Annotated in this window: 1 protein-coding gene; it reads left to right on the forward strand. The window is 56.3% G+C overall.

What is annotated here, in order from left to right; all coding sequences use genetic code 11:
* Positions 1-49: 49 nt before the first annotated feature.
* On the forward strand, positions 50-325 hold a 276-nt coding region (locus tag Q4528_RS13120; protein WP_303521921.1), incomplete at its 3' end, for a hypothetical protein.

Below are 325 nucleotides of genomic sequence, written 5' to 3' on the forward strand. Positions count from 1 at the left end.
GATTCGAGGAGCCGAGGAAGGAGACGTCCCCGACAACGCCGAGCTTTACATGCAAGCCGACGTGATGTCGGACCTGAACACCGGTCTTGATCAGGCGTCTGACCTCTTCCGGATTGGTTCCGCCACCCATGAGATTGCAGGTTATCCTGACCGCCTCGCCCGAAAGACCGAGATCTTTTGCTGCCCCATCGCCCCAGTAGGCGACGGCAAGACGGGCAGCCGACTCCCTCTTGAAAGCCTTTCTCAAGTCACGTCTCAGTTCGGGTCCATCAAGAAACTTTGGCATTATGCCTTGTCCTTCTTCGCGGTCGTTTTGGTATACATG

This window comes from Staphylococcus pasteuri, assembly GCF_030547725.1.
Lineage (GTDB): Bacteria > Bacillota > Bacilli > Staphylococcales > Staphylococcaceae > Staphylococcus > Staphylococcus pasteuri.